We start from the raw sequence: 21,764 nt of genomic DNA on the forward strand, positions 1-21,764 counted from the left end.
GAGTATAATAAGGAGCCGGTCATGAATCTTCCCGTATCCGCATCCTCCCTTTACGATCGTGTCAGCCGCGTCATTCCCAAAGCCGAATGGCTGACGTTTCAGGACGATGTCGAGGCGATCCTCGAATTGAAGCGGCGGCACAACGCCGTCATTCTCGCGCATAATTACCAGACGCCGGAAATCTTCCATGGCGTTGCCGATATCGTCGGCGACAGTCTCGCGCTTGCACGCAAGGCGGTGGAAGTCGATGCAGACATCATTGTCCTCGCCGGCGTGCATTTCATGGCCGAGACCGCCAAGCTGCTGAACCCGGAAAAGACGGTTCTGATCCCCGATATGGAGGCTGGTTGCTCCCTAGCGGAATCGATCACGCCCGAGGATATCGCCCTGCTGCGCCAGGCCCATCCGGGCGTTCCGGTCGTCACCTATGTCAATACGTCGGCAGCCGTGAAGGCAGCGTCCGACATATGCTGCACCTCAGGCAACGCCCGGCAGGTGGTGGAATCGCTTGGCGTGCCGAAGGTATTGATGCTGCCGGACGAATATCTGGCGCGCAACGTGGCGCGCGAGACCAATGTCGAACTCATCGCCTGGCATGGGCACTGCGAGGTTCACGAGCTCTTCACGGCAGACGATATCCGCCAGCTGCGCGAGAACTATCCCGGCGTGACCGTGCTTGCACACCCGGAATGCCCGCCTGATGTTGTTGCGGCAGCAGACTTCGCCGGCTCGACCGCCGTCATGTCCGATTATGTCGGCAACAAGCGCCCGTCGCGCGTCGTTCTCCTGACCGAATGTTCGATGAGCGACAATGTCGCGGTACATCATCCGGACGTCGAGTTCATCCGCCCCTGCAATCTTTGCCCGCATATGAAGCGCATTACCCTCGGCAATATCCGCAAGGCCCTGGAAGAAGGGCGGCATGAGGTGGCGGTCGATCCGGCGATTGCGGCAGACGCCCGTCGGGCGGTGGAAAGGATGCTGGCGATATGAGCGAGATCCTCGAAGACCTGAGCGACCGCATCGTCATCGTCGGCAGCGGCCTTGCGGGGTTGATGACGGCGCTGACGCTGGCGCCCGAACCTGTTGTGATCATCACCCGCGCGCTGATCGGAGCGGAGACCTCAAGTGCCTGGGCGCAGGGCGGTATCGCCGCCAGTATCGGTAAGGGCGATAGTGCCGCCCTGCATCTCGCCGATACGCTCGCCGCCGGCGATGAGCTCTGCGACGCGAAGGTGGCGGCCAGGATCGTTGCGGAAGCACCGGCCGCGATCGCCGCTTTGGAGCAAGCGGGTGTGGAATTCGATCGCGATGATGCTGGCGAGCTGTCCCTGGGGCTCGAAGCCGCGCATTCGCTGCGACGTATCGTCCATTCCAAGGGCGACGGTTCGGGTGCCGCCATCGTCCGCGCGCTTGCAACGGCGATCGCCCGCACACCGTCGATCACGGTGCTTGAGGGCTATCAAGCACAACGCCTGTTGTTGGACGGCGATCAAGTGGCCGGCCTTCTGTGCCTGACCGACAAGGGCAGAGTCCTTCTGCCGTCCTCCCGCATCGTCCTTGCCACGGGCGGCATCGGCGGCCTGTTCGATGCCACGACCAATCCGGTCGGCAATTTCGGACAGGGCATTGCGCTTGCGGCAAGAGCCGGGGCAAGGCTCGCCGATATGGAATTCGTGCAATTCCATCCGACGGCGCTTGATAGCCGCCGCCGTCCCCTGGCGCTTGTCAGCGAGGCGGTTCGCGGCGAGGGTGCGCTCCTCGTCAATGAAAGTGGCGAGCGCTTCATGGTAGGCGTCGAGGGTGCCGAGCTTGCGCCGCGCGATGTGGTCGCGCGCGCCATCAGCGCGGAAATCGCCCGCGGCGGCCGGGTCTTCCTCGATGCGCGAGGCGCTCTTGGTAGTCGTTTCGCCACGCGTTTCCCGGTCATCGAGGCCCTTTGCCACGAGGCAGGGGTCGATCCGGCGAGTGATCTCATTCCGGTGCGTCCGGCCGTTCACTATCACATGGGCGGCGTGGCGACCGACGAGAACGGCCGCAGTTCGGTTACCGGCCTATGGGTCGTGGGCGAGGCGGCCTCCACCGGCCTGCACGGCGCCAACCGTCTTGCCAGCAACTCCCTGCTGGAGGCCGCCGTCATGGGCATGCGGGCGGCGTGCGATATCGCTGGCACGGATGCAAGCCCCGCAAGATTGCCGAACCATCTTCCGGAGACTTTCGCGCCAGACCTGACGCTCGTCCGGCCGATCGTGTCGAGGCATCTCGGCGTACTGCGCAATGCCGGCGCCATTCATGGCGCGATCGCGGCACTCCTGCCGCTTTGCGAGAGTGAAGGACCTGCAACCGATCCCGCCATGGTGGCCTTGCTGATCGCCGTCTTCGCGAGCCTCAGGATGGAGTCGCGCGGCGCCCATGCCCGCACGGATTTTCCGCTGAAACTGCAGCATGCGCAGCGCCGCATGATGCATCTGTCCGACGCCCTGGATATCGCCAGATCCGTCCTCCCCTATTCGATGGCAAGGAGTGCCTGACATGACGCTTGCTCTCCTCCCGCGCCTGATCGTCGAGCCGCTGGTGCGCAATGCGCTGGTCGAAGATCTCGGCCTTGCCGGCGACGTGACCTCCGCGGCCGTCATCCCGGCGACGCACCGTTCCCGCGTTGACATAGTGACCCGCCAGCCGGGCGTGGTCGCAGGTCTCGATGCCTCCGAGCTGGCCTTCCAACTGGTGGATCCCACCATCGTTATGACCCGTCACGTAGCCGACGGTACGAAGGTCGGGGTTGGCGAGATCATCGCGACAATCGAAGGACCGTCGCGCGCTTTGTTGACCGCGGAGCGCACCGCGCTCAATTTCCTCGGCCATCTCTCAGGGATTGCCTCCGTGACCGGCGGCATTGTCGAGGCGATCGCCGGCACCAAGGCGTCGATCGTCTGCACGCGCAAGACCACGCCGGGTCTTAGGGCTCTGGAAAAATACGCCGTGCGCGCCGGCGGCGGCATGAACCATCGCTTCGCGCTCTATGACGCCGTGCTGATCAAGGACAATCACGTCGCCATTGCCGGAGGGATCACCGAGGCCATCCGCCGCGCCAAGGCAGGCGTGGGCCATATGGTCAAGATCGAGGTCGAGGTGGATACGCTGGCGCAGCTTCGCGAAGCCATGCAGGAGGGGGTCGACGCCGTGCTGCTCGACAACATGACGCCGGATCAACTGCGCGAGGCGGTCGATATTGTCGGCGGCCGGGCCATCACCGAAGCATCGGGCCGCATCACGCCGGCAACGGCTGCCGCGATCGCCGCATCCGGCGTCGATCTCATCTCCGTCGGCTGGCTGACGCATAGCGCGCCAACGCTCGATATCGGACTGGATTGGAAGGCGGCGGCTTAAGCCGCCAACCACAAAATCACACCACGACCGGCACTTGTGCGCCGTCCATGCTGATCACAACGCCGGTGACGTAGCTCGCCTTGGCAGAACTCAGGAAAGCAACGACATTGGCGATGTCGGCGGGATCGGCCATGCGGCCGATCGGGATGCGCTGCAGGGCATCGGCAAGGGCTTCCTTCTCGGTCGAGCCGGAAGCCTTCGCCGACGCCTTGAGGCCTTCGGCGACGCGATCCGTTTCGGTGAGGCCGGGATTGAGGCCGACGACGCGCACGCCTTTGCCGGCATAGGCGTTGGCGAGACCGACGCTCGCGAGCATCAGCGCAGCATTGGCCGATCCGCCGGCCAGATGGACCGGCGAGGCGATCTTGCCGCCATTGCCGATGATATTAATGACGGCGCCCGATCCGCGCGCGCCCATGCGCTTGATGACCGGATCGATCACATTGATGTAGGAAAAGTATTTCGCATCCATCGCAGCCCGCCAGATGGCAGGGGTCAACTCATCCGCCGGCGTGCGGGCCGCGGCACCCGCGCTGTTGACGAGGATATCGATCGGGCCGACGTCGGCCTCGACCTTGTTCACCACGGTGAGTGCCTGCTCATCGGAGATCAGATCGGCGGCATAACCATGTGCGCCCGGCAGCCTGGAGAGGGCGGCATCGATATTGGCTTGCGAGCGCGAGCAGATCACGACCCGCGCGCCTTCCTGCAGGAACAGTTCGGCACAGGCATAGCCGATGCCCTTCGAGCCGCCCGTGATCAGAACGACTTTATCCTTCAAGCCAAGGTCCATGGAATCTCTCCGGTATGATTTGCTAGGGGCCGTCAAGCTACGTCCCGAAATCACCACCGTACAGAGTCGCGGTCGTCACAGCTTGGTTACCGGGACGCGAGTTTATGAAAGACGCTTGGCCTTCAGCACGGAAACGGCCGTCTCGCTGTTATGGACGTAGTCGTTGGCATCGGGCTGGCGCTGCACCAGCAGAATGAACAGCAGGTCGGTCAGCATCAGCTGCGCGTCGCGAGCGGTGATCGCCGACGAACGGACGCGATCCTCGTCGCCGACGGTGTGCAGGCAGATATCGGCGACGCGGGCAAGCAGGTTGTCCTGCAGCCCGGTGACGGCAACGACGGTTGCCTGGCGCTGGCTTGCCAGTTCCGCGATCCGCAGTGTTTCGATGCTGGCGCCGGAATAGGAAAGCGCAAAAAGCAGGTCGTCAGGACCCAATGTCGACGCATTGGCCATCTGCACATGGCTGTCGCTGTCGTGAAGAACGTTGCGGCCGAGCTTCATCAGCTTGTAGGAAAAATCGCGCGCGACCAGCGACGAGGCGCCGACACCGGCCAGATGGATGCGCCTCGCATCATGAAGCGCCTCGAGCGCCTTTTCGATGTCGGCTTCGTTGTTGACCGAGATGGTCTGCTGCATCGCCTGCATCTTGCTGCCGAGCAGCTTCTGCAGGATCGTAAGGTAGCCATCGCCCACTTCGATCGTGCCATGGATCATGCCGGCCGGCGCCTGCCATTCCTGTGCCTTGGCCTCGCTGACGGCAAGCTTCATTTCCTGGTAGCCGGCATAGCCGAGCTTCTGGCTGAACTTGACGACGCTCGACTGGCTGCGGCCGGTTTCTGCCGCCAGAGCGGCGGAGGAGAGGCGCAGCATCTGGTCGGGATTGTCGATGATGAACTGGCCGATCTGGCGGTCGGCCGGTGCCATGTTTTCCAGCTGCGCGCTGATTTTCTTTAAGATCGACATTTGGTCCTTTGAGGTGTCGCTTCAAGCCGTCGATACTGACCGAGTAAAAATAACATCCGATATTGGCTCGGCAATCTCGCTTCGCGCGATCAGACTTTATCACAGCAAATTGGAATAAAAAATTCCAATTCCCGTTGACAGTATGGAATGGTCGAATAATCTTTGAGAGGAACAAGCGAGCGACCTTGTGTCCTTGTCTATTTCCTCGACGGATATTCATCATGGACAGACTTCGCATCTCCGGCGGCAGACGGTTGCAGGGCGCGGTGACCATCGCCGGTGCCAAGAACGCCGCGCTGCCGCAGATCGCCGCGGCACTTTTGAGCCCGCATCCACTGGAACTGACGAACCTGCCCTCGGTCAGCGATGTCGAAAACATGCTCGATGTCATTGCCCTGCACGGTGCCAGCATCGAGCGTGGGCCGCATGGCACGACGATCGATGCGAGCAACATCGTCTCGAAAGAGACATCCTACGATACCGTCAGGCGCATGCGGGCGACCGTGCTGGTGCTGGCACCGCTGCTTGCCCGCTTCGGCCATGCGCGCGTTTCCCTTCCCGGAGGTTGCGCCATCGGCGCGCGGCCCGTCGATATGCACATCAAGGCTCTGGCGACGCTGGGTGCCGATATCGCGATCGAAAGCGGCCTGATCGTCGCGTCGGCTTCAAATGGGCTGAAGGGCGCGCGGATCGTCCTGAGTTCGCCGTCCGTCGGTGCCACGGAAACGGCCATGATGGCCGCCTGCGCCGCCAAGGGAGAAACTGAGATCCTGAACGCCGCCCGCGAGCCGGAAGTGGCCGATCTTGCAGCCTGCCTCGGCGCCATGGGTGCGCGGATCGAAGGCGCGGGCACCCATCGCATCCTCATCAATGGCGACACCAGCTGGCGGCCTGCCAAGCATCACGGCATTCCAGATCGTATCGAGGCCGGCACCTATGCCGTTGCGGCGGCAATCACCGGCGGGCAGCTCGAACTCATTCATGCCCGGCTGGAAAATCTGGCTTCGGTCGTGCAGGCACTTGAAGCCGTGGGCGTCAGCGTCTGGCCGAGCGACCGAGGTCTGGTGGTCTCCCGAGACGGCCCGCTCAAGGGAGCCGATATCACTACGGAACCCTATCCGGGCTTTCCGACGGACCTGCAGGCGCAATTCATGGCTCTGGCCTGCTGTGCCGAGGGCGCGTCGCTGATCCGAGAGACGGTGTTCGAAAATCGCTTCATGCATGTTCCGGAGCTGACACGGCTCGGCGCTAATATCACGCTGCAAGGGACGACGGCTTTGGTGCGTGGCGGTGCGCCGCTCAAGGGGGCGCAGGTGATGGCGACGGACCTTCGCGCCTCCGTGTCGCTGGTGCTCGCCGCCCTCGTGTCGGAAGGCGAAACCATCGTCAACCGCGTCTATCATCTCGACCGTGGCTACGAGCAACTGGATCGTAAACTGCGCCTCTGCGGCGCCGATATCGAACGGCTGACCTTATGACGGCCGCACCGGAAGACGCCCCTTATTTCCTCGGCATCGATGGCGGTGGCACCGGCTGCCGGGCACGCATCGAGGATGCCGAAGGCACGGTTATGGGGCAGGGATTGTCCGGGCCGGCGACGACCCGTCTTGGCATTGCCGAAGCATGGGCATCGATTTCCCGCGCCTTTGACGCCGCAATCGAAGAGGCGGGACTGAGCGCTTCCGAAATCGGGCGCATCCATGCCGGCGTCGGATTGGCGGGGATCGGCCGCAAGGGCGCGCTTGCCGCGCTCAAGGCGATAGAACACCCTTTTGCCAGCATCGAGTTCATCAGCGACGGCGAGGGGGCCTGCCTTGGCGCGCATTCCGGACGCGATGGCGCCATCGTGATTGCCGGCACGGGCTCCATCGGGCTCGGCCTCGTCGAAGGACGGCAATTGCGGGTCGGCGGCTATGGCTTTCCGATCTCGGACGAAGGCAGCGGTGCCTATCTCGGGCTGAAGGCGGTGCAGCTAGCGCTGCGTGCCCATGATGGCCGCGAACAGAAGACGGCGCTGCTCACTGAGATCATGCAACGCTTTCAGAATGAGCCGATAGAAGCGGTCGCCTGGATGGACCGGGCATCGGCCACGGATTACGCGGCACTTGCGCCGATGGTCCTGCGCCACGCGGATCAGGGCGATGCGGTTGCGCGGCGGATCGTGCAGAGCGCCGCCGGCCATATCGATACGTTGGTTCGCACCCTGTTCGAAAAGGGTGCGCCGCGTGTCTGCCTGCTCGGCGGTCTTGCAAGCCCCCTCGAGCCCTGGCTTGCGCCCGATGTGCGCCGCCGCTTGAAGCCCATTGATGGCGATGCCGTGTCGGGTGCGATCATTCTGGCCAGACGATCCGCTATCCGGGTCTCGAACTGACCGACGACAGCGATGTGATCGACACCTTTTTCTCCTCTCTTGATTTCATCGGCGACCCGTCATATTTTGACTACATATGGTCATTTTAGATGGAGGTCGGGATGTCGACAATTAGCGTGGCGGAGGCTAAGGCAGGCTTCGCCAATCTGGTTGATGAAGCCGCCAACGGTGATTTTGTCACCATCACGCGGCATGGAAAGCCCGCTGCCGTGCTTGTATCAGTCGAGGCAGCCGAGGCCGCGAAGAAGGCTTTGAAGAAGCCAAGACCGAATTTCGGGGATTTTCTGCTTACCTTTCCCGGCGGCGCTGATCTGGATCGCAATCCCTCGAAAATGAGGGACGTTGATCTGTGACTGCGTACTTGCTTGATACGAATATTATCAGCAAGTTTGCGCCGGATAAGGCGCCGCCGTCCGATGCCGTCCGGAGCTGGTTTCACAGCCAGGGCGAAGCCGACGCACTCTTTCTGTCGGCCATGTCTGTTTCGGAGATTGAGAAGGGAATGCGCTCCCTTCATCGTCGTGGTGGGACAGAGCGAGCTAAGCGGCTTTCTAACTGGCTCGATTTCATCACGGACAGTTTTAGTGATCGCATCCTACCCATGGATACGGTCGTTGCGCGGATCGCTGGCGCTCTGGAAGACGATGCCCAGAGCAGGGGCGAGAATCCCGGCCTCGGTGACATCATCATTGCAGCGACGGCGCGGGCTTATGACCTGACTGTCGTCACCGAAAACTTGCGGCATTTCCAGCCGCTCGACGTAGCCGTGGATCTTCCAGCCGTTTTCAGGCCTGAATAATCGTTGTCTCCATTTTTGATTAGCAACCAGCGCGGTTATGGCGATTTCGTGTGGCCAAGATGGAATATTTTATTCCTTAATGGATTGACGAAAGGAATAAACGGACATAGTGTTAACCAAGGTAAACAGGGAATGGACGGGGAACGAAGCCGGAAAGGCCATCCTGCGTCCCGGCTGACTTTAGTCGTCCGTCTTGCTGAAAACCGATCCTTGCTGCGGTGGGTCCGATATCCATGCGATCGGGCTTGCCACGCTGACTTATTGATATCGAAGCGTTATTTCGCGAGCAGGCCATGACAGAGCAGAAGTTGATATCCGAACTGGAGCAGTTGGTTTCCGAAGGGCGCAACCCGAATACGATGCATATCGATCTGTTGCCGACCTTCGATATCCTGCGTGAAATCAACTATGAGGATCAGACGGTGCCGGTCGCCGTCGAGAAAGTGATCCCGGTGATCGCCGCCGCCGTCAATCAGATCGTCGCCGCCTTTCAGAAGGGTGGCCGGCTGATCTATATGGGTGCCGGCACCAGCGGCCGGCTTGGCGTTCTCGATGCTTCCGAATGTCCGCCGACCTTCAGCGTGCCGCCGGACATGGTCATCGGCCTGATTGCAGGCGGTCCGGACGCATTGCGGCGCTCGATCGAAGGTGCGGAGGACGATCCGGTACAGGGGCGCCAAGCGCTGGAAGAGATCAATCTGACCAAGGATGATGTCGTCGTCGGCATCGCCGTCAGCGGCCGTACCCCATACGTCATCGGCGGCCTGAATTACGCCAAGAGCATCGGCGTCTTCACGGTCGCACTATCCTGCAACCCGAATTCCATCATCGCCGGCATCGCCGATCTGGCGATCTCGCCGGTCGTCGGCCCCGAAATCCTGACCGGCTCGACCCGGCTGAAGTCCGGCACGGCGCAGAAGCTTATTCTCAACATGTTGACGACGGCAAGCATGATCCGCATCGGCAAAAGCTATCAGAATCTGATGGTTGATGTCAGCGCGAGCAACAAGAAGCTGGTGGCGCGCGCTTCGCGCATCGTCATGCAGGCGACCGGCTGCACCCAGCAGGAAGCGCGCCGCGTGCTCAATCTCACTGGGAACGACGTCAAGCTTGCCATTCTCATGGAAATTACCGGGATGGGCATTGAAGAAGCCCGCACGGCATTGCAAAACGCTGATGGATTCCTGCGCAAGGCCATCAACGCCAGGACTGCTTGAGACAACCATCGCGGCCTGCCGCGATGGCAATCAATGGGCCAAAATCGGCCGGGGACATTAAAAAAAATTTGGAGGACTGAAAGTGGAAGGGAATGTTGGAAAGAAGCTGATTTCGGGCGTGGCGCTGGCTATCGGTCTTGGGCTGGCGACAGTCGCGATGCCGGTGGAGGCGGCAACGCTGCGCATGGCGTGGTCGCAGGACGCAACCGGTCTCGATCCGCACAAGCAGACCGCCTTCTCCTCCATCCGCCTGCTGGAACTGATTTACGAGCCGCTCGTCCGCCTCGACGGCAATCTGCAGATCGTGCCCGGTGTTGCCGAGAGCTGGCAGTTCTCGCTCGACGGCAAGCAATTGACCTTCAAGCTCAACGCCAAGGCCAAGTTCCAGAATGGCGCACCGGTAACTTCGGCCGATGTCAAGGCCTCCTTCCAGCGCATTCTCGATCAGGCGACCGGCGCCGTTGCCCGCGCCAACTTCCTGTCGATCGCAAGTATCGACACGCCCGATGCCAACACTGTGATCTTCAACCTGTCGCAGCCCGACGTTCCGCTTCTGACGGCCATGACGAGCCTCAATGCAGCCGTGGTTCCGGCAAGCGAAATCACCGCCGGCTCCATCGGCACGAAGGCGATCGGCTCCGGCCCGTTCAAGCTCGACAGCTGGGTCCCGAATTCGAAGGAAGTGCTGAGCGCCAACAAGGATTGGGCCGGCGGTGCCGTCGGCGTCGATGGCATCAATATCAGCGTGCTGCCGGATGAAACCGCGATCCTTGCATCGCTGCGTACCGGCCAGATCGATTTCGCGCTTCTAAACGATCCGCTTGTCGCAACGCTGGTGCCGAAGGAGCCGAAGCTGCAGCTGACACGCACGCCAGTACTGTCCTACAACGTCCTGCAGCTCAATCCGTCGCGCAAACCCATGGATCAGCTGGCCGTGCGCCAGGCGATCTCCTGTGCCATCGACCGCAAGGACGTGATGGATACCGCAGCCCTCGGCGAGGGCAAGGTGACGGGGCCGCTGACGATGCCGCTCTATGCCGCCGATCCGAGCCAGCTCTTTTGCTACACGCGCGATGTCGCCAAGGCGAAGAAGCTGATGACTGACGCCGGCTTTGCCAACGGCTTTTCGGCGGCGGTGATCGCCGCGACCGGTGAGCCGCCGACGGCCACGGCCGAGGCGCAGGTCATCCAGTCGCAGCTTGCCGAAATCGGCATCAAGCTCGATATCAAGGTGATGGAGCTCAACGTCTATGTCGACACCTGGCTCAAGGGCAATTTCGACATGGCGGTGGCACTCAACGGCGGCAGTGCCGATCCCTATTCGATGTACAACCGCTACTGGACGAAGACTGGCAACCTGCAGAAGGTCGCCAACTATATCGACGATACGCTCGATAGCCTGATGCAGAAAGGCCGCGCCGAAACCGATCCGGCCAAGCGCAAGGCGATCTTTGCCGAATTCGAAAAGCACATCGCCGAAGTCTCGCCGTGGATCTGGCTCTACACGGCCTATGGCTATACGGCGGAGCAGAAGAACGTTGAGGGGTTCGTGCCGACGCCGACGGGCTCGCTGTTCGGCCTCGCCAAAGTCTCGATCAAGTGACGGCAGTCGAGATCTGAAGGAAGTGCCATGGGATACCTGACACGGCGGCTGATGATATTCCCACTGATCATGCTGGGCGTGTCCATCCTCGTTTTCGTTGCCATCCGGCTGGTGCCGGGCGATGCGATTACGGCGATGCTCGGAACCAATGCGGGCCTGCTGACGCCGGAGCAGCGGCAGGCCCTTGCTGTCTATTTCGGCATCGACCAGTCCTGGCCTGTGCAGTACTGGCATTGGCTGCTCGGGATATTCCAGGGCAATCTCGGTATCTCGGTCACCTACGGCAAGCCGGTGCTTGATATCATCCTGGAACGGTTTCCGTTGACGCTCGAGCTTGCGCTGCTTTCGATGGCAATCGCGCTTGCCATCGGCCTGCCGGCGGGCGTCCTTGCGGCCACGCGAAACGACAGACCGTCCGATCTTGTTATCCGCATCGTTGCCATGATCGGGCAGTCGACGCCGAATTTCGTGCTCGGCCTTCTGCTGATCTATGCCTTGTCCGCCGGCTTTGGTGTCTTGCCGACCATGGGGGCATTCACGCCCATTTGGCAGGATCCACTTGCTAATCTCGGGCAGATGACCCTGCCGGCATTGACGCTCGGCTTTGCCTTTGCCGCCTCGGTGACCCGTGTCGTGCGCTCCGCCATGCTCGATGTCCTGAGCGACGATTATGTTCGTACGGCCCGCAGTCGCGGCGTGCCGGCGCGCGGCGTCATCTGGCGGCATGCCCTGCCGAATGCGCTGATCCCAGTGGTGACCTTGAGCGGCGTCGAATTCGGCTATCTGCTGGGCGGCGCGGTGCTGGTCGAACAGATCTATGCTCTGCCCGGGCTAGGGCGATTGGTGCTCGATGCGATCCAGCAGCGCGATTATGCCCTGGTTCAGGGCTGTGTCCTGTTCATCGCGTTCAATTTCATGATCGTCAACCTGCTCGTCGACCTTGCCTATGTCGCGCTCGATCCGCGCGTCCGTCTGGGAGAAGGCTGATGCGGATCATCAAGGCCATTTTCGGACATGTCAGCGGCCGGATCGGCGGTGCCATCGTGCTCATCTATATCGCGCTCGCCATCCTTGGCCTACTCGGCTTGACGCCGCATGATCCGGTGGCGCGCAATCCGTTGGCCCGCCTGCAATCGCCTGGTTCCGCCTACTGGATGGGCACGGACCTGCTTGGGCGCGATGTGGTTAGCCGATTGATGAACGGTATCGGAGAATCGCTCACCGTCGCCTTCTTGTCCGTTGCGCTTGCAAGCCTGATCGGAACCGCGCTCGGCCTGACCGCCGCCTGGTCCGGCAGGCGCTGGGACGGCGTCATCATGCGAACGATGGATGTGCTTCTGGCCTTTCCGGCGATCCTGCTTGCGCTTTTGATCATCGCCGTCGTCGGCCCTGGCACATGGACCAGCGTTGCCGCGATTGCAATCGTCTATACGCCGATCTTTACCCGTGTCGTGCGCGGTCCGGCCCTTTCGCTGAAGGCACGCGACTTTGTCGATGCGGCTCGCACTTTCGGCAGTAGCCGGTCCTACATCCTGACGCGGCATCTTCTGCTCAACCTCGTTGCACCACTGACCGTGCAGGTAACGCTGGCGCTTGCCTGGTCGCTGCTGACGGAGGCGGGCTTGAGTTTCCTCGGTCTTGGAACGCAGCCGCCGGCTTCCTCGCTGGGATTGATGCTGAGCGACAGCCGCAATCTTATGGAGACAGCGCCCTGGCTGCTGATCTTCCCCGGCGTGACCATCATGATCTCCATTCTCGGCTTCAACCTGCTCGGCGATGCCCTGCGCGATATTCTCGATCCGAAGATGCGGAGGGCGACGGTATGACGCTTCTCCTGTCGGTCTCAGATCTGCGTGTCGGCTTCGGCCGCAACCCCGAAGCCAATCCCATCGTTCGCGGCGTTAGCTTCGATCTCGATGCCGGCGAGACGCTGGCGATCGTCGGCGAAAGCGGTTCGGGCAAGTCCGTCACGGCGCTTTCGATCAATCGCCTCGTCGATTTCGGTGGCGGTCGCATTACCGGCGGGTCGATCCGCCTGAAGCGGGCCGATAACAGCATTCTGGACCTGACCAAGGCGAGCGAAGCCGAGCTGACGAAGATCCGCGGCAGCGAGATCGGCATGATCTTCCAGGAGCCGATGACTTCCCTCAATCCCGTTTTGACCATCGGCACGCAGATCGAGGAATCATTCCGGCTACATCGCGGCCTGACTGGCGGCCAAGCAAAGGCAGCCGCCAAGGATGCCTTGGATCGTGTGCGCATTCCCGATGCCGCGCGGCGGCTGACCTATTGCCCGAACCAGCTTTCCGGCGGCATGCTGCAGCGCGTGATGATTGCCACGGCACTTGCCTGCAATCCGCGCCTGCTGATCGCCGACGAGCCAACGACGGCGCTCGATGTCACCGTGCAGGCGCAGATCATGGCGCTGCTTGCCGAATTGAAGCGCGAGACCGGCATGTCGATGATCTTCATCACCCACGACATCGGCCTTGTCGCCGGTATTGCCGACAAGGTGATGGTGATGCAGGCCGGCCAGGCGATGGAGCAGGGCGAACTCGATCAGGTTCTCGATCATCCCGCCCATCCCTATACCCGGCATCTCTTGCATTCCGTCCCGCATTTTGCCTCCGGGCAGGCCGCTCGCAGCGATTTCCAGCGCGACGAGCCGCGAGCCAAGCCGGCGTTGAAGGTGGAAGGGCTGACGGTCCGCTTCCCGGTCAAGGCCAGTTTCCTGCGTCGGTCGTCTGGTGCCGTGCATGCCGTCGAAGGCGTCGGTTTCGACTTGATGCCGGGCGAGACGCTGGCGATCGTCGGCGAGAGCGGATCGGGCAAATCCACCACCGCAAGGGCGATCCTCGGGCTCGTCAAATCGACCCGCGGCGTCTTCACGGCGAATGGTGGCAGGGCCGCCGATCGTACGAGCGCGGTGCAGATGGTCTTCCAGAACCCCTATGCCTCCCTTAATCCGCGCCTACGCGTCGACAGCATCCTCGCCGAGCCGGTGATCGCATCGGGCTCGCGGGCTTCTGCCGAGACCCGCGAGCGGATGGTCATGCTGCTGAAACGCGTGGGATTGCCGGAAAACGCGCTGGAGCGCTATCCGCACGAATTTTCCGGCGGCCAGCGTCAGCGGCTTTGCATTGCGCGCGCCCTGATGCTCAATCCTTCCGTGCTGGTGCTCGACGAGGCGGTTTCGGCACTTGACGTCTCGGTCCAGGCCCAGGTCCTGAGCTTGTTGATCGAGCTGCAGCGCGAATACGGGCTCGCCTATCTGTTCATCTCGCATGACATGGCGGTCGTGGAGCGCATCGCTCATCGCATCGCCGTGATCTATGCCGGCCAGATCGTCGAGATCGGCGATGCCGCCTCCGTCTTGTCCGAGCCCCAGCATTCCTATACCAGGCGGCTGATCGCGGCGGTTCCGACGGTCGCGCGGCGCAAGGAGACCTTCACGCTCGACACGCGCCAGGTTCCGTCGCTGGTGCGGCCACCGGGCTTCGAGCCTACCGCACCGGAATGGCGTCGTTTCGCAGCCGATCATATCGCTCTAGCGGAAGCCTGAGCGGGGCTGCAAGGAGCCGAGATGAAAGGGGGGAGCATGGAGTTTCAGGAGCGTTTCGACCGGGCCTTTGCGCCGCTCGAACAATCGGTTGCAACGGCCCGCATTCCCGGCGGTGTGCTCGGCATGATCGATCTAAACGGCAACCGGCAGGTCCGCGCCACCGGCTCGGCGCAGAAGGTGCCTGAAGTCAGGCCGATGCTCGCCGATACCTGGTTCGATCTCGCCTCACTCACCAAGGTCATTTTCACCACGCCGCGCATTCTCGCCCTGGCCGAGGCCGGCACGATCGATCTCGACGCGCCGCTGACTGTGCTTCTGCCCGATCTGCGGCAATACAGCGCCGAGGCCTGGGAACGGAAAGTGACGTTCCGCCAGTGCCTGGGCCATCAGACACCCTTCCCGGCGGTCGAGCCGATCTATACCTACGGCCGCGATCCGGAGCTTCTGCGCAGCTTCATTTTGCAGCGCGAATGGCGCGCCGGGCCGCCCGTCTATTCCGACATCAACTTCATCCTGCTCGGTTTTGCGCTGGAACGGCTGGCCGGACAAACCATTCGTGCCATGGATGCAGGCCCGGGTTTTGCTTTCTCCGCGCCGCCGGAACTGGCGGCCGCGACGGAAGATTGTACCTGGCGTCATCGCATCCTTTCAGGCGAGGTCCATGACGACAATTGTTCCGCGCTGCAGGGCGCCGGCCATGCCGGCCTGTTCGGAGCGGCGGACGCGATCCTCGATTTCGCAAGAGGGTTGCTTGACGGTAGCGGCGCACTGGCACGGTCAATCGCGCTGATGCGGATGCCGCTTTCGGCCACACGCACGCATGGCTGGGAGCGGCCCCATGACGGTTGGCATGGCGGCGCTCTTTGCTCGCCTGAAACCATCGGGCATACGGGCTTCACCGGCACGGCCCTTTGGATCGACTTCGACAAGGGCAGGGCCTGGACCCTGCTTACCAACCGCATTCATCCGACACGGCACTTCGACAGCGGCATCCTGGCGCTCCGTCAAACGGTCGGCGATCTCGTCAACGCAGCTTAGGAGCCTGATCATGGAACCAATCTGGGCAGTCGGTCTGATGACCGGGACCGTCCTCGACGGCAATATCGACGTCGCCATGCTGAAGACCGATGGCGAGCGCATCGAGGAATTCGGCCCTTACGTGCTGGCGCCCTATCCCGATTGGATCCGCAGGCTCCTGGAAGAGACCCTGGCTCAGGCGCGTGTCTGGAATTTCGAAGGACCGGAACCAGCGATCTTCAGGCAAGCCGAGGAGGCTCTGACGCGCGCCCAGTCGGAGGCGGTGAAGGAGTTGGTCGAAAGCAACGGCATGACGATGGCCGACATCGGCGTCGTCGGTTTCCACGGCCAGACCGTGTTGCATCGCGCGCCACAGAAGGACCGGCTGGGGCAGACGCGGCAGCTGGGGGACGGCGAGCTGATGCGCTCCATCCTTGGCATCAAGGTCGCCTATGATTTCCGCTCGGCCGACATGCGCGCCGGCGGGCAGGGCGCGCCGCTGGCCGCAGCCTATCATACCGCGCTGCTGCGCGGTGCGGGTGCCGCGGGCGAGGCGGCCATTCTTAATCTCGGCGGCGTTGCCAACATCACTTGGTGGGACGGAGAGGGCAATTTCGTTGCCTTCGATACCGGCCCGGCCAACGCGCCGCTGAACGATTTCATCAAATTCCACGGTTTGGGGGAGATGGACCGCGACGGTGCGCTCGGGCGCGCTGGCAAGGTCGATGAAGCGCGGCTCGAAAAGCTGCTGCAGCATCCCTATCTGACTGCGCCCTATCCGAAGTCGCTCGATCGGTTCGACTTCGGCGCTTCCATGGCGGATGGCCTGGGTCCCGAAGACGGTGCCGCCACACTTTCGGCCTTCACCGCGAGTGCGGTCGGCAAGGCATTGGATCTTCTGCCGCGCCGACCCACCAAGGTCGTCGTCAGCGGCGGCGGCCGGCACAATCCGACGATCATGTCGATGCTCAGGAGCCGGGCCGGCGTCGAGCCGATCTTTGCCGAAGATCTCGGCTGGCGCGGCGATGCCGTGGAGGCAGAGTGTTTTGCGTTTCTCGCCGTGCGCGTGCTGCGCGGTCTGCCGATCAGCTTTCCCGGGACGACAGGCGTGCCGGCGCCGATGCGCGGCGGCCGCCTCGCGCAATAGGGCCGACAACAATCGCCGTCGCGCCAGAGGTTTTCGCTGCAGTTCTTCGATGCTATGAAGAGGCCGCGAAGTTGCGATCGGTTGACCTCTGACGGATATCGCTTAGATGGCAGGCAGGCAGTATAGGGCAGGCTTCGTCGGCATCATCATCGCTTTTGCGATTGCATTTGCCATTAGCGGTTCTGCTTCCGGCCCCGCAGCCGCGCAATCGGAATGGCGCGTTGCGCCGCCTTCCTGCGTTTCCGGCCCGCTGACGACGGAGACGGGCCAAACGCTTTGCCTACGCAAGGACAGCTACAATCGCGATCTGTGCACGGCCATCGAATATTTCGCTCACGCCAACCATCTGCCGCCGGATTATCTGGCGCGGCTGGTCTGGCGCGAAAGCCTGTTTCGCTCCGATGCCGTCAGTCCCAAGGGCGCGCGCGGCATTGCGCAGTTCATGCCGGGAACGGCAAAGCTGCGCGGCGTTCGGGACAGCTATGATGCGCTCGAAGCGCTCGGCAAGGCGTCGACCTACCTCGATGAGTTGCGCGACCGCTTCGGCAATCTCGGTCTCGCCGCCGCTGCCTATAATGCCGGTGAAGCGGGTCTCGCCAATTTCCTGAACTCCGGCGGACTTCCCTTCGAAACGCGCAACTATGTGAGCGCGATCACCGCTCATAGCGTCGAGGAATGGCGCGACGATCCGCCCGATATTGCAGCCCCGGTGCTGGACAAGGGCAAATCCTTCGTCGATTCCTGTGTCGCGCTTGCTCAGAGCCGGCGCCTGAAACCGACGCTCTTGGAGCAGGAACGGCCCTGGGCGCCCTGGGGTGCGCAGCTCGCCGAGCATTTCCAGCTGGATGCCGCGCGGCGCCTGTTTATAGCGAATATACGCAAGCTACCTTCGCCGCTGAATGCGGAAAAGCCCTTGATCGTGCGTCAGCGAAATGCCGATTTCGGTCGTCGGGTCCGCTATGCGGCGCGCATAGGGCGGGAAACGCGGGAGGAAGCGGATGCCGTTTGCACTCAGATCCGGCAGCAAGGCGGCTCCTGCCTGGTCTTCAGGAACTAGCGCATTTCCAGGGATAGTGCGCAGCGGTTTTCCGTCCGGAATGCGTTGGGAAACAAAAAGATAGAGCATTTTCGCGATTCGAAGAAAAGCGGAAATACTTTAGCGTTTGCATGGGTTCATCGCCGGCGGCGATTGTTCGATCCACCGCCGCTTGATTGTGCTTTACTCGCTGATGTCGCATGCTTATTTCTTGTGAGCCCGGCCTTTGGGAGGAAGCCGTTTGGGTAGCCAAAGGAGCGTATGATGGCGCAGAAGCGTGAAGTCCCTGGTATTCGTCCCTACAATAGCCCCGCAGGCGGTTGGGGGGCTCTGAAGGCAACTGCCAAGGCGGTTCGCGACCAGATGGATGTCACCGAGGCGCCGGGCCTTCTCCTGCGCACCAATAAGCCGGCTGGTTTCGATTGCCCGGGTTGCGCTTGGCCCGACAAGGAACACACGTCCACCTTCCAATTCTGCGAAAACGGCGCCAAGGCCGTTACCTGGGAGGCGACGAACAAGCGCGTGACGCCCGAATTCTTTGCCAAGCATACGGTCAGCGAGCTTCTGACCTGGAGCGATTATGAGCTGGAAAATTCGGGCCGATTGACCCATCCGATGATCTACGACCGGGCATCCGATACCTACCAGCCGATTGCCTGGGAGGACGCCTTTGCCCGCATCGGCGAGGTCATACGAAGCCAGCCTGACCCGGATATGGTCGAATTCTATACGTCCGGCCGCGCCTCCAACGAGGCGGCCTTCCTCTTCCAGATCTTCGCGCGCGAATACGGCACCAACAATTTCCCCGATTGCTCGAATATGTGCCATGAGGCAACCAGCGTCGGCCTGCCGCAATCGATCGGCATCGGCAAGGGCACCGTGTCGCTCGACGACTTCGACGAATGCGATCTGATCATTTCCATGGGGCACAATCCCGGCACCAATCATCCGCGCATGATGGGCACGCTGCATGAGTGCTCACGCCGCGGCGTGCCGATCATCGTCTTCAACCCGCTGAAGGAGCGGGCGCTGGAGCGCTTTGCCGATCCGCAGGACCCAATCGAGATGGGAACCTTCGGCTCGACGCGGATCGCGTCGTCCTACTATCAGGTCAAGATCGGCGGCGATGCCGCAGCACTCAAGGGCATCATGAAGGCGGTTCTTGCGCTGGCCGAAACCTCGGAAGATGTTCTCGATCATGCTTTCATCGCGGAGCATACCATCGGCTTCGATGCGCTCGTTGCCGACATCAACCAGACGGAATGGACTGACATCGAGCGGGTTTCGGGCCTTGCCCGCGCCGATCTGGAGCGGGTCGCCGCCGCTTACGTCAAATCCAAAGCGACGATCGTCGCCTATGGCATGGGCATCACCCAGCACGCCAAGGGAACGGCGAATGTACAGCAGATCGCCAACCTGCTGCTCTTGCGCGGCAATTTCGGCAAGCCCGGCGCCGGCATCTGCCCGCTGCGCGGCCACTCCAACGTGCAGGGCAATCGCACCGTCGGGATTACCGAGAAGCCGAACGCCGCGCTGATCGAGGGCATCGAACGCGCCTTCGGTTTCACGTCGCCGGGCCATCATGGTCACGATGCCGTTGCCGCCATGCAGGCGATGGCGGAGGGCCGTTCCAAGGTGCTGCTTTGCCTCGGAGGCAATTTCTCGATCGCGCTTCCCGATCCGGACCTATGCGCCGAGGGCATGCGCAAGCTCGATCTTGCTGTCCATATGAACACCAAGCTCAATCGCTCAAACCTGCTGATCGGCAAGGAATCTTTCCTGTTTCCCGTGCTTGGCCGTACCGAACAGGACGTTCAGGCGACCGGCGCGCAATCCGTGACCATCGAGGATTCGATGTCGATGGTACATGCCTCGCGGGGCAGGCTGAAACCGGCCTCCGACCAGCTTCGCTCGGAACCTGCCATCGTTGCCGCGATGGCGCAGGCGACCCTGCCTGATAGCAAGGTTGCGTGGATGGAGCTGATCACCGACTACGATCTGATCCGCGACAAGATCGAAATCGTCTATCCGGATTTTGCTGATTATAACGGGCGTATCCGTGTGCCAGGTGGTTTCCGCCTGCCGCTCGGGCCGACGGAACGCATCTGGAAGACGCCCTCCGGCAAGGCCGAATTCAAGCTGTTTTCCGGCCTCAACGAAGACATCTCGCTGTCGGATGGGACCATTTTGAAGCTGGCGACGATCCGCAGCCATGATCAGTACAATACGACGATCTACGGCCTGGACGATCGTTATCGCGGCGTCTTCGGCCGCCGTGACGTCCTGTTCATGAACGATAAGGATTTGAAGGCAAAAGGGCTGGAACACGGCGATCTCGTCGAGATCGAGACCGCACTTCCCTCTGGGGCCAAGCGGCTGCTGAAGCTGACCGCGATTTCCTATGACATTTCCGAGGGCTCCGTCGCGGCCTATTACCCGGAAGCCAATTGCCTGATCCCGATCGATTATCAGGACAAGGAAAGCGGCACGCCGTCCTACAAATCCGTTCCGGTGCGGGTCAGCAAAGCGGCTTGATACGCAGCCGATAGGAGACAAGTATGGCTGAACCGCAATTGTCCGTTCGTAGTGCGAAGGCGCGAGACCTCGCGCATCGGCTTGCCAGGCGCGAAAACCGCACGATCGCCGATATCGTCGAACGGGCCCTTGAGGCCTATGAGATTAAAGAGACTGGTCGCGAACCCGCATCGTCCTTCTATGCTCGGATGGCGATGAGCGACGATGACGATATCGGCCTTGAAGCGGTCATTCGCGAGGAGCGTCAACGCAATCGCTAACGCAACCGTTCTCCCTGCTTGTCGAAATAGCGCCGCCGTCCGGGCGGGCAATGCAGGTGGAGTGTGTCGCCGCGCTCGATCTCCGGTCCGTCCCGATATTCGGCGATGAGAGCCTGGCCGTCTTCGGTCTGGCAATAGAGATAGCGTGTGCCGCCCAGATATTCGGTGACGTCGACCGTGACCCGCAAGGCATCGGCTGCATCCGAAGCGACGACGAAGTGTTCGGGGCGCATGCCAAGCAGGATCTTTTCGCCGGGTGCAGGCTTATGCTGTACCAGATCGACCTTGATGCTGCCATTGCCGACCTTCGCCGTCCCATCGCCGGACCATGTGGCTTCGATCATGTTCATTCTTGGCGAACCGATGAAGCCGGCCACAAAGCTATTGGCCGGATCTTCATAGACGTCGCGTGGGCTGCCCACCTGTTCGATCCGGCCATCCCTCAGCACGACGATCTTGTCGGCGAGTGTCATGGCCTCCGTCTGATCGTGAGTGACATAGATCATCGTATTGCCGAGTTCGCGATGAAGCCGGGCAATTTCGATGCGCATGGAGACACGAAGTTCCGCGTCGAGATTGGAGAGCGGCTCGTCGAAGAGAAAGACATCCGGCTCGCGAACGATGGCTCGTCCGATGGCGACACGCTGGCGCTGGCCGCCGGAAAGCTGCCCCGGCCGGCGGTCGAGCAGATGATCGATCTTGAGGATTGCCGCGGCGGAGCGCACCCGTCTTGCGATTTCGGATGCGTCGGTTCGAGCCATTTTCAGCCCGAAACCGAGATTGTCGCGAACGCTCATGTGAGGATAGAGCGCATAGGACTGGAAGACCATGGCGATACCGCGCGCGGACGGGTCGAGATCGGTGACATCTCGGCCCTTGATGGCGATCTCGCCGTCGGTCACTTCCTCCAGCCCGGCAATCATGCGCAGCAGCGTGGACTTGCCGCAGCCGGACGGGCCGACGAAGACGACGAAAGCCCCTTCCGGTATGTCGAGGTCGATGCCGTGGATGACCGCGAGCCCGCCGAAGCTTTTACGGACGCCGGTCAGGCGCATGCCGTTCTTCGTCATG

The 21,764-nt window shown here is 62.0% G+C and carries 20 protein-coding genes; 17 read left to right on the forward strand and 3 right to left on the reverse strand.

Annotation, left to right across the window (positions count from 1 at the left end; all coding sequences use genetic code 11):
• Positions 1 to 21 precede the first annotated feature (21 nt).
• The 3 genes from nadA to nadC are packed head-to-tail and all read left to right on the forward strand — an operon-like array spanning position 22 to position 3,390.
• Positions 22 to 993 (forward strand): quinolinate synthase NadA, encoded by a 972-nt coding sequence (nadA, locus tag CCGE531_RS21160; protein ID WP_120667513.1) that lies wholly within the window; start codon positions 22 to 24, stop codon positions 991 to 993.
• On the forward strand, positions 990 to 2,531 hold the full coding sequence (locus CCGE531_RS21165) for an L-aspartate oxidase (RefSeq protein WP_120667515.1): 1,542 nt from the start codon (positions 990 to 992) through the stop codon (positions 2,529 to 2,531). Before nadA ends, CCGE531_RS21165 begins: the two co-directional genes overlap by 4 nt.
• Before the next feature lies 1 nt (position 2,532).
• Positions 2,533 to 3,390: a carboxylating nicotinate-nucleotide diphosphorylase gene (nadC, locus tag CCGE531_RS21170; protein WP_120667517.1), complete on the forward strand. Its 858-nt coding sequence runs from the start codon at positions 2,533 to 2,535 to the stop codon at positions 3,388 to 3,390.
• Between the two features lie 16 nt (positions 3,391 to 3,406).
• Here nadC and CCGE531_RS21175 read toward each other — a convergent pair whose 3' ends face one another.
• Positions 3,407 to 4,183 (reverse strand): SDR family oxidoreductase, encoded by a 777-nt coding sequence (locus tag CCGE531_RS21175; RefSeq protein ID WP_120667519.1) that lies wholly within the window; start codon positions 4,181 to 4,183, stop codon positions 3,407 to 3,409.
• A gap of 102 nt (positions 4,184 to 4,285) precedes the next feature.
• Entirely contained in the window at positions 4,286 to 5,146 is an 861-nt protein-coding gene (locus CCGE531_RS21180; protein WP_120667521.1) for a MurR/RpiR family transcriptional regulator, read from the reverse strand.
• Positions 5,147 to 5,367: 221 nt separating this feature from the next.
• Here CCGE531_RS21180 and murA point away from each other — a divergent pair, with 221 nt between their 5' ends.
• From murA to CCGE531_RS21250, 14 genes are all read left to right on the forward strand, one after another.
• A complete protein-coding gene (murA, locus tag CCGE531_RS21185; RefSeq protein WP_120667523.1) occupies positions 5,368 to 6,624 on the forward strand; it encodes a UDP-N-acetylglucosamine 1-carboxyvinyltransferase in 1,257 nt (418 codons plus the stop codon).
• Positions 6,621 to 7,517, forward strand: a complete 897-nt coding sequence (locus tag CCGE531_RS21190) for an N-acetylglucosamine kinase (protein ID WP_120667525.1) — start codon at positions 6,621 to 6,623, stop codon at positions 7,515 to 7,517. Before murA ends, CCGE531_RS21190 begins: the two co-directional genes overlap by 4 nt.
• A gap of 101 nt (positions 7,518 to 7,618) precedes the next feature.
• Positions 7,619 to 7,870 carry a type II toxin-antitoxin system Phd/YefM family antitoxin gene (locus tag CCGE531_RS21195; RefSeq protein ID WP_120667527.1) on the forward strand — a complete coding sequence of 84 codons (252 nt, stop codon included), beginning with the start codon at positions 7,619 to 7,621 and terminating at the stop codon, positions 7,868 to 7,870.
• Positions 7,867 to 8,316, forward strand: coding sequence for a type II toxin-antitoxin system VapC family toxin (locus CCGE531_RS21200; protein ID WP_120667529.1), 450 nt, complete (start codon positions 7,867 to 7,869; stop codon positions 8,314 to 8,316). Before CCGE531_RS21195 ends, CCGE531_RS21200 begins: the two co-directional genes overlap by 4 nt.
• Before the next feature lie 293 nt (positions 8,317 to 8,609).
• Positions 8,610 to 9,533: an N-acetylmuramic acid 6-phosphate etherase gene (murQ, locus tag CCGE531_RS21205; RefSeq protein ID WP_120667531.1), complete on the forward strand. Its 924-nt coding sequence runs from the start codon at positions 8,610 to 8,612 to the stop codon at positions 9,531 to 9,533.
• Between the two features lie 82 nt (positions 9,534 to 9,615).
• Positions 9,616 to 11,136, forward strand: a complete 1,521-nt coding sequence (locus tag CCGE531_RS21210) for an ABC transporter substrate-binding protein (RefSeq protein WP_120667533.1) — start codon at positions 9,616 to 9,618, stop codon at positions 11,134 to 11,136.
• Positions 11,137 to 11,163: 27 nt separating this feature from the next.
• Positions 11,164 to 12,123: an ABC transporter permease gene (locus CCGE531_RS21215; protein WP_120667535.1), complete on the forward strand. Its 960-nt coding sequence runs from the start codon at positions 11,164 to 11,166 to the stop codon at positions 12,121 to 12,123.
• Complete coding sequence (locus CCGE531_RS21220) at positions 12,123 to 12,962, forward strand: ABC transporter permease (protein ID WP_120667537.1); 840 nt, start codon at positions 12,123 to 12,125, stop codon at positions 12,960 to 12,962. Before CCGE531_RS21215 ends, CCGE531_RS21220 begins: the two co-directional genes overlap by 1 nt.
• Complete coding sequence (locus CCGE531_RS21225) at positions 12,959 to 14,698, forward strand: ABC transporter ATP-binding protein (protein WP_120667539.1); 1,740 nt, start codon at positions 12,959 to 12,961, stop codon at positions 14,696 to 14,698. Before CCGE531_RS21220 ends, CCGE531_RS21225 begins: the two co-directional genes overlap by 4 nt.
• A 21-nt stretch (positions 14,699 to 14,719) precedes the next feature.
• Entirely contained in the window at positions 14,720 to 15,736 is a 1,017-nt protein-coding gene (locus CCGE531_RS21230) for a serine hydrolase (protein ID WP_120667541.1), read from the forward strand.
• 10 nt (positions 15,737 to 15,746) lie between these two features.
• A complete protein-coding gene (locus CCGE531_RS21235) occupies positions 15,747 to 16,862 on the forward strand; it encodes an anhydro-N-acetylmuramic acid kinase (protein ID WP_120667543.1) in 1,116 nt (371 codons plus the stop codon).
• A gap of 106 nt (positions 16,863 to 16,968) precedes the next feature.
• Entirely contained in the window at positions 16,969 to 17,919 is a 951-nt protein-coding gene (locus CCGE531_RS21240; RefSeq protein ID WP_120667545.1) for a lytic transglycosylase domain-containing protein, read from the forward strand.
• Between the two features lie 243 nt (positions 17,920 to 18,162).
• Positions 18,163 to 20,433, forward strand: a complete 2,271-nt coding sequence (locus CCGE531_RS21245; RefSeq protein ID WP_120669276.1) for an FdhF/YdeP family oxidoreductase — start codon at positions 18,163 to 18,165, stop codon at positions 20,431 to 20,433.
• 23 nt (positions 20,434 to 20,456) lie between these two features.
• Positions 20,457 to 20,693, forward strand: a complete 237-nt coding sequence (locus CCGE531_RS21250; RefSeq protein WP_120667547.1) for a plasmid stabilization protein — start codon at positions 20,457 to 20,459, stop codon at positions 20,691 to 20,693.
• Here the strand turns inward: CCGE531_RS21250 and ugpC are convergent.
• A complete protein-coding gene (gene ugpC / locus CCGE531_RS21255; protein ID WP_120667549.1) occupies positions 20,690 to 21,763 on the reverse strand; it encodes a sn-glycerol-3-phosphate ABC transporter ATP-binding protein UgpC in 1,074 nt (357 codons plus the stop codon). The two genes, CCGE531_RS21250 and ugpC, sit on opposite strands and share 4 nt — an antisense overlap.
• Between the last annotated feature and the right edge of the window lies 1 nt (position 21,764).

Source organism: Rhizobium sp. CCGE531, assembly GCF_003627795.1.
Taxonomy (GTDB): domain Bacteria; phylum Pseudomonadota; class Alphaproteobacteria; order Rhizobiales; family Rhizobiaceae; genus Rhizobium.

Excerpts from the sequence above, each read along its gene's own strand:
- CCGE531_RS21180 (WP_120667521.1), bottom strand. The coding sequence starts at position 5,146 with ATGTCGATCTTAAAGAAAATCAGCGCGCAGCTGGAAAACATGGCACCG.
- CCGE531_RS21195 (WP_120667527.1), top strand. The coding sequence starts at position 7,619 with ATGTCGACAATTAGCGTGGCGGAGGCTAAGGCAGGCTTCGCCAATCTG.
- CCGE531_RS21235 (WP_120667543.1), top strand. The coding sequence starts at position 15,747 with ATGGAACCAATCTGGGCAGTCGGTCTGATGACCGGGACCGTCCTCGAC.
- CCGE531_RS21250 (WP_120667547.1), top strand. The coding sequence starts at position 20,457 with ATGGCTGAACCGCAATTGTCCGTTCGTAGTGCGAAGGCGCGAGACCTC.
- CCGE531_RS21215 (WP_120667535.1), top strand. The coding sequence starts at position 11,164 with ATGGGATACCTGACACGGCGGCTGATGATATTCCCACTGATCATGCTG.
- ugpC (WP_120667549.1), bottom strand. The coding sequence starts at position 21,763 with ATGACGAAGAACGGCATGCGCCTGACCGGCGTCCGTAAAAGCTTCGGC.
- murA (WP_120667523.1), top strand. The coding sequence starts at position 5,368 with ATGGACAGACTTCGCATCTCCGGCGGCAGACGGTTGCAGGGCGCGGTG.
- murQ (WP_120667531.1), top strand. The coding sequence starts at position 8,610 with ATGACAGAGCAGAAGTTGATATCCGAACTGGAGCAGTTGGTTTCCGAA.
- CCGE531_RS21165 (WP_120667515.1), top strand. The coding sequence starts at position 990 with ATGAGCGAGATCCTCGAAGACCTGAGCGACCGCATCGTCATCGTCGGC.
- CCGE531_RS21240 (WP_120667545.1), top strand. The coding sequence starts at position 16,969 with ATGGCAGGCAGGCAGTATAGGGCAGGCTTCGTCGGCATCATCATCGCT.
- CCGE531_RS21225 (WP_120667539.1), top strand. The coding sequence starts at position 12,959 with ATGACGCTTCTCCTGTCGGTCTCAGATCTGCGTGTCGGCTTCGGCCGC.
- CCGE531_RS21220 (WP_120667537.1), top strand. The coding sequence starts at position 12,123 with ATGCGGATCATCAAGGCCATTTTCGGACATGTCAGCGGCCGGATCGGC.
- CCGE531_RS21175 (WP_120667519.1), bottom strand. The coding sequence starts at position 4,183 with ATGGACCTTGGCTTGAAGGATAAAGTCGTTCTGATCACGGGCGGCTCG.
- CCGE531_RS21190 (WP_120667525.1), top strand. The coding sequence starts at position 6,621 with ATGACGGCCGCACCGGAAGACGCCCCTTATTTCCTCGGCATCGATGGC.
- CCGE531_RS21230 (WP_120667541.1), top strand. The coding sequence starts at position 14,720 with ATGAAAGGGGGGAGCATGGAGTTTCAGGAGCGTTTCGACCGGGCCTTT.
- CCGE531_RS21245 (WP_120669276.1), top strand. The coding sequence starts at position 18,163 with ATGGCGCAGAAGCGTGAAGTCCCTGGTATTCGTCCCTACAATAGCCCC.
- nadC (WP_120667517.1), top strand. The coding sequence starts at position 2,533 with ATGACGCTTGCTCTCCTCCCGCGCCTGATCGTCGAGCCGCTGGTGCGC.
- nadA (WP_120667513.1), top strand. The coding sequence starts at position 22 with ATGAATCTTCCCGTATCCGCATCCTCCCTTTACGATCGTGTCAGCCGC.